This window comes from Pseudomonas sp. 05N433 (genome assembly GCF_056396925.1).
Genome location: NZ_JBFTML010000102.1, coordinates 1 through 8,292, shown reverse-complemented (window position 1 = coordinate 8,292; position 8,292 = coordinate 1). Strand labels below are relative to the sequence as shown.

8 protein-coding genes are annotated in these 8,292 nt (G+C 59.7%); 4 read left to right on the top strand and 4 right to left on the bottom strand.

The window, feature by feature from the left end; all coding sequences use genetic code 11:
* Window positions 1–79: 79 nt before the first annotated feature.
* Window positions 80–2,440 (top strand): DNA polymerase II, encoded by a 2,361-nt coding sequence (locus AC1DIS_RS29515; RefSeq protein ID WP_177343114.1) that lies wholly within the window; start codon window positions 80–82, stop codon window positions 2,438–2,440.
* Here AC1DIS_RS29515 and AC1DIS_RS29510 read toward each other — a convergent pair.
* The 3 genes from AC1DIS_RS29510 to AC1DIS_RS29500 all read right to left on the bottom strand — a co-directional run bounded on the left by AC1DIS_RS29510 (window position 2,405) and on the right by AC1DIS_RS29500 (window position 5,052).
* Window positions 2,405–2,875 carry a DUF1810 domain-containing protein gene (locus AC1DIS_RS29510; protein ID WP_018925394.1) on the bottom strand — a complete coding sequence of 157 codons (471 nt, stop codon included), beginning with the start codon at window positions 2,873–2,875 and terminating at the stop codon, window positions 2,405–2,407. The genes AC1DIS_RS29515 and AC1DIS_RS29510 overlap by 36 nt on opposite strands.
* Window positions 2,876–2,905: 30 nt before the next feature.
* Window positions 2,906–3,727, bottom strand: a complete 822-nt coding sequence (locus AC1DIS_RS29505) for an aldo/keto reductase (RefSeq protein ID WP_064618935.1) — start codon at window positions 3,725–3,727, stop codon at window positions 2,906–2,908.
* A gap of 176 nt (window positions 3,728–3,903) precedes the next feature.
* Window positions 3,904–5,052 (bottom strand): aldose epimerase family protein, encoded by a 1,149-nt coding sequence (locus AC1DIS_RS29500; protein ID WP_064618933.1) that lies wholly within the window; start codon window positions 5,050–5,052, stop codon window positions 3,904–3,906.
* 248 nt (window positions 5,053–5,300) lie between these two features.
* Here AC1DIS_RS29500 and AC1DIS_RS29495 point away from each other — a divergent pair, with 248 nt between their 5' ends.
* Both AC1DIS_RS29495 and AC1DIS_RS29490 read left to right on the top strand, forming a co-directional pair.
* The gene (locus AC1DIS_RS29495) at window positions 5,301–6,050 is read left to right on the top strand and encodes a hypothetical protein (RefSeq protein WP_477743737.1); all 750 of its coding nucleotides are present in this window, start codon (window positions 5,301–5,303) and stop codon (window positions 6,048–6,050) included.
* Between the two features lie 164 nt (window positions 6,051–6,214).
* On the top strand, window positions 6,215–7,000 hold the full coding sequence (locus AC1DIS_RS29490; protein WP_018925398.1) for a sulfite exporter TauE/SafE family protein: 786 nt from the start codon (window positions 6,215–6,217) through the stop codon (window positions 6,998–7,000).
* Here the strand turns inward: AC1DIS_RS29490 and AC1DIS_RS29485 are convergent.
* Complete coding sequence (locus AC1DIS_RS29485) at window positions 6,982–7,377, bottom strand: VOC family protein (RefSeq protein ID WP_007939410.1); 396 nt, start codon at window positions 7,375–7,377, stop codon at window positions 6,982–6,984. The two genes, AC1DIS_RS29490 and AC1DIS_RS29485, sit on opposite strands and share 19 nt — an antisense overlap.
* A gap of 164 nt (window positions 7,378–7,541) precedes the next feature.
* Between AC1DIS_RS29485 and AC1DIS_RS29480 the strand changes: the two genes are divergently transcribed.
* Window positions 7,542–8,087: a DUF4174 domain-containing protein gene (locus AC1DIS_RS29480; protein ID WP_019579989.1), complete on the top strand. Its 546-nt coding sequence runs from the start codon at window positions 7,542–7,544 to the stop codon at window positions 8,085–8,087.
* Window positions 8,088–8,292: the final 205 nt, after the last annotated feature.

Genomic DNA, 8,292 nt, shown 5'->3' with positions numbered 1-8,292 from the left:
CACCTATCCCAACGCATCCACACGGTTGCCCAATGACGCGTAGAATCACCCCTTGAATCAAATCGTTGAGGTCGCAGTGGTGGATTTACAGCAGGGCTTCGTCCTGACCCGGCATTGGCGCGATACCCCGGCCGGCACCGAAGTCGAGTTCTGGCTGGCGACCGATGCCGGTCCCCGGCGCATCCGCCTGCCGCATCAACCGTCGGTCGCGTTCATTCCACAGGCCATGCGCGAGCAAGCCGAAGCAGTGTTGCGCGGCGAAAAGAACGTTGAACTGCGGCCGTTGGCGCTGCTGGACTTCGAGCACCGCCCGGTGCTGGGCCTGTATTGCCAGCAGCACGGCCAGCTGATGCGCCTGGAAACCGCACTGCGCAAATCAGGCGTCGAGGTGTTTGAAGCCGACATCCGCCCGCCGGAACGCTACATGATGGAGCGGTTCATCACCGCGCCGGTTTTGTTCGGTGGCACGGCTGGCGCCGACGGCCTGCTGCTCGACGCGCAAATGAAACCCGCCCCCGGCTATCGGCCGAACCTGCGGCTGGTCTCGCTGGACATCGAAACCACCGCCCAGGGCGAGTTGTACTCCATCGCCCTGGAAGGCTGCGGCGAGCGTCAGGTGTACATGCTCGGGTCGCCCAATGGTGATGACAGTGGGGTGGATTTCCAGCTCGAATACTGCGATTCGCGAACCCTGCTGCTGAAAAAACTCAATGAGTGGTTCGCCCGGCATGACCCCGACGCCATCATCGGCTGGAACGTCGTGCAGTTCGACCTGCGCGTCCTGCACGAACATGCCCGCCGCCTGGCGGTGCCGCTGAAGCTGGGGCGTGGCGGCGAAGAAATGCAGTGGCGCGAGCACGGCAGCGGCAATCATTTTTTCGCCTCGGCTGCCGGCCGGTTGATCATCGACGGCATCGAGTCGTTGCGCTCGGCCACCTGGAGCTTCCCCTCGTTCAGCCTTGAAAACGTCGCGCAAACCCTGTTGGGCGAGGGCAAGTCGATCGACAACCCGTACCAGCGCATGGATGAAATCAATCGCATGTTCACCGAGGACAAACCGGCCCTGGCCAAGTACAACCTCAAGGACTGCGAACTGGTGACGCGAATCTTCGCCAAGACCGAGTTGCTGACTTTCCTGCTGGAGCGCGCCAGCGTCACCGGATTGCCGGCGGACCGCAGCGGCGGCTCGGTAGCGGCGTTCACCCATTTGTACATGCCGTTGATGCACCGCCAGGGTTTCGTCGCACCGAACCTTGGCAATAAACCACCGCAGGCCAGCCCCGGCGGTTTTGTCATGGATTCGCAGCCGGGGTTATACGAGTCGGTGCTGGTGCTCGACTACAAAAGCCTCTATCCGTCGATCATCCGCACCTTCCTGATCGACCCGGTGGGCTTGATCGAGGGGCTCAAGCATCCTGACGACAGCGAGTCGGTGCCAGGCTTTCGCGGCGCACGTTTCTCACGGACCCGGCATTGCCTGCCGGCCATTGTCGCCCGAGTCGCCGAAGGCCGCGAAACCGCCAAGCGCGAACACAACGCGCCGCTGTCCCAGGCGCTGAAAATCATCATGAATGCGTTTTACGGTGTACTGGGTTCCAGCGGTTGTCGCTTCTTCGATACCCGGTTGGCTTCGTCCATCACCTTGCGCGGGCACGAGATCATGCTGCGTACCCGCCAACTCATCGAAGCTCAGGGCCACGCGGTGATCTACGGCGATACCGACTCGACTTTCGTCTGGCTGCGTCGCCCCCATGGTCAGGCCGAAGCCGCGCAGATCGGTCACGCGCTGGTGGACCACGTCAACCAATGGTGGCGCGAGCATGTGAAGCAGGAGTACGGGTTGGAAAGTGCCCTGGAGTTGCAGTTCGAAACCCACTACAAACGCTTTCTGATGCCGACCATTCGCGGTGCCGAGGAGGGCAGCAAGAAGCGCTATGCCGGATTGGTTACCCGTGCCGATGGCTCCGACGAGATGGTCTACAAAGGCCTGGAAACCGTGCGCACCGACTGGTCGCCGCTGGCCCGGCAATTCCAACAGGAGTTGTACCTGCGCATCTTCAACCGCAAGCCCTATCAGGATTACGTGCGTGACTATGTGCGCAAGACGTTGGCCGGTGAGTTCGATGAGCGCCTGATCTACCGCAAACGCCTGCGTCGGCCCCTCGATGACTATCAGCGCAATGTGCCGCCCCATGTGCGGGCCGCGCGGATCGCCGATGACTACAACGACCAACAGGGGCGGCCGCGGCAGTATCACAACGGCGGCTGGATCCGTTACGTGATCACGGTTGCTGGCCCCGAGCCGCTGGAAGTGCGCAGCACGCCCATCGACTACGACCATTACATCACCCGGCAGCTGCAACCGGTGGCGGACGCTATCCTGCCGTTCGTGGATGACGATTTCTCAACGCTGATTGGGGGGCAGCTGGGCCTGTTTTGAGTCCAGCAGCGACAGCGTCCAGTCATCCGGTATGCCGTGAAAGTACTGATCCAGCGCCTGATGGAACAGGCTGCCTTTTGGCGAAACCTGGGCGAACAGCGTCATCGATGAATGAAACTTGAGGTTGTCGGGGTGCCCGAAAATCTTGGTGATCGAACGTTGAGGAGCATCCAGCACCAATTGCGTGCAGGTGCGCAAGCGCGGCCCCAGCAACGGATGCTCGAGGTACGCCGCGGCCTCTTCACTGGAGCGAATGGCAAAGTAGCGGGACATTTCGCTGTCACCCAATCCGGCAAACTGCGGAAAGATGAACCACATCCAGTGTCGGCGCTTTTGGCCGGCGCGCAGTTCATCCTGAACCCACTCGAACACAGGATCCTGCGCCTGGACGAAGCGTGGCAAATTGAAAGAGTCGAGCTGATCGGTACTTCTCATGCCGATGCCCTCTGATAGATCCGCGATGGCTCAGACCATGGCCAACCGCTGCTTGCGTTGTGGCGCGCGAAACGCTTGGTCCAGCGCCTCCAGATCCCCAGCCTCCAGACGCAATTGCGCCGCTTGTGCGTTGAGCCGCACATGCTCGGGGTGGACCGCTTTGGGGATGGCGATCACTCCGTTCTGACGCAGAATCCATGCCAGCGCTACCTGCGCAGGTGTCGCCTCGTGACGGGCGGCAACTTGTTTGAGTATTGGATTGGCCAGCATGTGTCCGCCCTGGCCGATCGGACAGTAGGCCATCACCGGCATCTTTTGCCGTTGGCTCCAGGGCAGCAGATCGAATTCGATGCCGCGCTCTTCCAGGTTATACAGCACCTGATTGGTGGCGCAGGCCGGTGAGGCCAGCTCTTCCAGATCATCCAGGTCGAAATTGGACACGCCCCAACGGCCAATCTTGCCGTCTTCGCGCAGGCGTTCGAAGGCCTCGACGGTTTCCTCAAGGGGATACTCGCCGCGCCAGTGCAACAGGTAGAGATCGATGTAATCGGTATTCAGCCGACGCAGGCTGCGTTCACAAGCCTGGGGGATGCCTCTGCGGCTGGCGTTGTGAGGGTAGACCTTACTCACCAGGAAAACCTGGTCGCGCAGGCCTGTGATGGCTTCACCCACCACCTCTTCGGCGCCCCCTTCAGCGTACATCTCAGCGGTGTCGATCAGGGTCATGCCCAACTCGATACCCAGGCGCAGCGCTGCAACTTCCCTGGTGTGTCGGGAGCGTTCCTCTCCCATGTGCCAGGTGCCTTGGCCGATGACCGGCACAGGGCGGCCGGCCAGCTCAAGAGTCCGCATGAATCCTCCTTGTCGAAGTCCGATCGATACTACAGTTGGCAGCAAAATAGCAGGGTGGTTCCGTCGTCATCATGAAAGATCGCAGCCTGCGGCAGCTCCTGCGAGGGCGGGGCACACCCGCGATATCACGGGTGTATCCAGCCCCCTGGAGCTGCCGAAAGCTGCGATCTTTTGATCTACCGGGCGGAGAACCTGAACACGGTGGTCTGGGCATAGGTCTTGCCCGGATCCAGCCGCGTGGACGGGAAGCTCGGCTGGTTCGGCGAGTCCGGATAATGCTGGGTTTCCAGAGTAAAGGCACCCCAATGCGGGTAAATCTTGCCGGCCTTGCCCTTGACCGAGCCGTCGAGGAAGTTGCTGGTGTAGAACTGTACGCCAGGTTCGGTGGTGTAGAGCTGCAAGCGACGGCCGGATTGCGGATCGCTGACATCGGCGGCGAGTTTGCCCAGGTCACCCTTGGCGTCCAGCACCCAGTTGAAGTCAAAACCGCCTTGTTTCGGTTCGGCGAATTTCAACTGTGGGTGATCGGCCTTGATGTGTTGACCGATGGCGGTCGGTTGAGTGAAGTCCATGGGCGTGCCGGCGACCGGGGCCAGTTCACCGGTGGGGATCAGTTTGCCGGTGACTGGCGTGTAATGGGCGGCGTGCAAGGTCGCCAGCTGCTTCAGCACATCGCCGTTACCCGCGCCGGCCAGGTTGAAATAGCTGTGGTTGGTCAGGTTCAGCACCGTGGGCTTATCGGTGCTGGCCTTGTAGTCGATGCGCAGCTCATTGTTCTCGGTGAGGCTGTAGGTGACCTCGGTTTTCAGGTTGCCGGGGAAACCCATTTCGCCATCCGACGACAGGTACGTCAGCGTCACGCCCACCGAATCCTTGCCCTTGCTCGGTTCGGCTTTCCACACCCGCTTGTCGAAACCTTGAGCCCCGCCGTGCAGCGAATTGCTGCCGTCGTTGAGCGGCACTTGAAAGCGCTTGCCATCCAGCTCGAAGGCGCCGTTGGCTAGGCGATTGCCGAAGCGGCCGATGGTCGCGCCGAAAAACGCCGTGCCACTTTGATAACCCTGCACGTCGTCGAAACCGAGCACCACATCGTCGAGCTTGCCGTTTTTATCCGGCACTTTCAGCGACTGGAGAATCCCGCCGTAAGTAATGACCGTGGCCTGCAGGCCGTGGCTGTTGCGCAAAATGTATTGCTCGACGGGCGTGCCGTCATTGGTTTTGCCGAAGGCTTTTTGTTCGCTGGACAAACCAGTGGCGTGAGCGGAGAGGGTGGCGATCATCAGGGACAGTCCGAGGCCGGAGAGCAGGTGTCGGGATTGAAGCATGGTTGACCTTCCTTTTTGTTGTTTTTAATAAGTAGTCATACTAATGATCGTGTTTAAGTGCGATCAAGGAAGGATTTATAGCTTATGTCTCGAGCATTGCAATTAAAAGTATGACTAATAAGAGATCGCTTTCATGGTGACCAGAGCTTACGGACCGCCGGCACTGCACTTTTTCAGCTTTCACGGTTCTATCCTTGGCCAGCCCGCGGCGATCCCCACTGCCGGCCCATGCCCAAGTTCAAGAACCCATGGCTCAAGTTTTACCCCGTTTTACCCTGCACATTCGCCGTCATTGCTTGCTGCTGATTAGCCTGTCGATGCTCCTCGCCAGTGGTTGCAGCCATCAGCCGGGCAACGATGTCATCAGCCAGTTTCGCGATGGCAAACCCCAGGAACTCCTCCAGACCAGCGTCGACCGCATGGCGACCCTGACGATGCGCGACAACCTCGAAAGCCTCTACCTGCTGATGAACAAGCTCTACCTGCGCAACCCGCAGGAGCTGAAAAAATCTGGCTTCCTCGATGTCGGCACCGCAGAAAAACAGGTGCGCATGGCCATCGAACAGCAAGAGCCGCTGCCCACCCTCGGCGGCAAAAAAGACCTCGCTGCGCTGAGCTTCGCCATGAGCCCGGAATTCCTCGGTGACCGGGTCGGCGCATTCATCTATGCGATTGGCAGCATGCTGGTGACGGCCCATGGCAATCGGCTGGAGTTCTACATGACGGATGCGCTCAACCCGACCTTCGTCAGCAATGCCGCGCGCAACATCGAAAAAGCCACCTGGATCTTGAGCCAACGGCAAAACAGGCAAGGCGAGCCTTTGCTGTTCTCCAACGAAATTTCGGAGGAGGGCAGCAACCTGAGTTTTGCCGTGGAGTTCGGCAAAATCGTCGCGCGACTGGACCTGCTGACCCAGATGCTCGATGAGCGGTACCGGCGGATCGGCCTGAACTACGCCCAGAGTCTGCTGTTCCTGAATTTTTTGCCGGTGCAGTGAGATGTCGGATAAAGCGCAATTCTTGTGGGGTTGGTATTGAGTGGGGAGTCGCTGTTTCAAATCGGTGAATTGGCATAACGATAGACCGCATCGATATATGTGGTTATAAGAAAAATCGCTATGCTGCTGACCGGTTTGTTTCCTGCGAATTTCTGGGCGTATTAATGGATTTCGGTAATTTCGGGTTGGTCGTAGCGGGTCTGGTGGTCGGCTTTATTGTCGGCATGACCGGTGTTGGGGGCGGTTCGTTGATGACGCCAATCCTGCTGTGGTTCGGCGTTAACCCGGCCACGGCGGTGGGCACGGATTTGCTGTACGCGGCCATTACCAAATCCAGTGGTGTGCTGGTTCATCGCAAGAACAAGAACATCGACTGGGCGATCACCGGTTGGTTGACCCTCGGCAGCGTGCCGGCGGTAGCCCTGACGCTGTGGTTCCTGAGCACTTTGCAGACCTCGCCCGAGGCGATGAACGCCGTCATCAAACAGGCGCTGGGCTTCGTATTGTTCGCCACGGCGCTGGCGATTTTCTTCAAGAAACGCTTGCTCGATTTCGCTCACAAACGGGCGGGCGGTCACTACAACCCCAGCGGTTCCCGGTTGAATGCACTGACCGTGATCACCGGTCTGGTGCTAGGCACCATGGTGGCCCTGACCTCCATCGGCGCTGGCGCCCTGGGCACCGTTGCGCTGTTCATTCTGTATCCGCTGCTGCCCACTCGTCGCCTGGTCGGCACCGAAATCGCCCACGCGGTGCCCCTGACCCTGGTCGCCGGCCTGGGCCACGCGAGCATGGGCAATATGGATTGGCACGTCCTGGGCTTCTTGCTGGTCGGTTCGCTGCCAGGGATTTACCTGGGCAGCCATTTGACCGGGCGCATCTCCGACGAACTGCTGCGTCCGTGCCTGGCCACGATGCTGGTGCTGATCGGCTATAAACTGGCGTTCTGATCCGATACCGCTTCCCGAGTAAAAATCTCCAGCAGATGCCCGTCCGGGTCATCGAAATACACCCGCCGGCCACCGGCGTAATCGTTGATCTCGTTGGGCCGCTGCTTACCGGGGTCGGCCCACCACGGCTGCTTGATCGCCTGCAGGCGAGCGAAGGCCGCATCGAAGTCGTCGTCTCCAATCAAGAACGCATAGTGCTGGGACGCGATGGGCGGGTCGTTGTTGTAGAAATCCAGCGACACCCCGTTATCAAACTTGACCACCAGCATCGGCCCGAACGGCTCGGGATCGGGCAGGCCGAGGAGGTCGGTCAGGTAGCGTGCCGAAACCTGTTTGTCACGGCACCAGACGATGGTGTGGTTCAGCTGAGCGCTCATGGATAAACCCTCACGATGAATCAGCTATGAGATTAGCTCAGGCTGTTGCGCAATGACCGCCCTGACCTAAGCTTGGGCAAGGCGGAACACAATCGCGGTGCATCGCCCGGAACGATCACCGCGATGCGCAATCATTAGAGCGTGGATATCAAAAGGAGATGCGCATGCTCATCAGGTCTTTGACCCTGGCTACCCTGTTGGCTTTCGTCGGTCCTTCATTTGCCGCCGATGACGATTCCCCTCTGGTTAAAGACGTGGGCCGGGCTCGTCCCCTGATAGTCATCGCGCCCAGTTCGGTGGACCCGGTTTGGCTCAACCTGAAAAAGTCACTGGACGACTCTGCCAACCGCAAGGGTTTCACCGATCGAAACATGGTGCTGTACACCGTGATCAATACGATGGGCCAACGGGACGGCAAAGACCTCGACCCGCAATCGACGATGGCGTTGATCCGCTCACTCAAGCTGGGCGCCGGGGCGAAGAGCAAAATCATCCTGATCGGCAAGGATGGCGAAAAGAAGCTTGAGCAGTCGGATGCGGTCGAGTTGAAAGAGATATTCAACACCGTCGACCAGCTGCCGACGGCCGAGAAGGAAGCAACAGTACCGGTGCCAGCGCCGGTGGCTGAAGTCGCACCGGTCAAAGGTGCTAAAGGCACCAAAGGCAAACCGGCGAAGCCCGCCAAGCCGGCTGAGCAGCCGGATGATTGAATTGAGCTGAGTAGTGGTGAGAAGGCTTACCCCAATGGGCGACCTCAACAGGTCGCCCATTTTGTTTGCCAACGGAAATCCGAAACTTGGTGACCCATTGTGGCGAGGGAGCTTGCTCCCGTTCGGCTGCGCAGCAGTCGTAAACCCTGCACCCTAGGCCTATCTGATGTACCGCGGTGACTGGTTTGGGGCCGCTGCGCAGCCC